Here is a 578-nt window from a genome sequence, read left to right as displayed (position 1 = left end):
CAGATTCACGAAGTGCCGCTTCAATCTCTTCGGAGCGAACGGAAATAGTTCTTGGCAGACCTGACACCATGTCACGGCCGCGGATTTCCATTTCCTCGGTGCGAGAGCCTGGGAAGACGGTACCGATGTTGATTTTGATATTTTCTGATGTACGTTCCCCGATGAGGAGCTTGTATTCGCGTTTGATGTAATTGAGGATTTCTGCGTCGAATTTGTCACCGGCCATTTTAATGGAAGCGGATGTAACGATGTCGCCCATTGATAGAACAGCGATGTCTGTTGTTCCGCCGCCGATGTCTACGACCATGTTGCCGCTAGGCTGGAAGATATCCATTCCTGCGCCGATTGCTGCGACTTTTGGCTCTTCTTCGAGGTAGACCTTTTTACCACCGCTTTTTTCAGCAGCTTCCTTGATTGCTTTTTGCTCGACGCTTGTAATGTTTGTCGGGCAGCAAATAAGGATGCGCGGCTTGGAAAGGAAGCCCTTTACATCAAGCTTGTCGATGAAGTGTTTCAGCATTGCTTCCGTTACGTCGAAGTCAGCGATGACGCCATCCTGGAGCGGACGGATTGCAACG

Annotated in this window: 1 protein-coding gene; it reads right to left on the bottom strand. The window is 50.0% G+C overall.

Annotated features, from left to right (window positions below; all coding sequences use genetic code 11):
* Positions 1 to 578, bottom strand: a 578-nt coding sequence (locus tag LMF89_RS25530; protein ID WP_229537602.1) for a rod shape-determining protein, incomplete at both ends; no start/stop codon positions are given.

The organism is Pelosinus baikalensis (assembly GCF_020819555.1).
GTDB classification, from domain to species: Bacteria; Bacillota; Negativicutes; order DSM-13327; family DSM-13327; genus Pelosinus; species Pelosinus baikalensis.
This window is presented reverse-complemented; position numbering and strand designations above follow the sequence as displayed.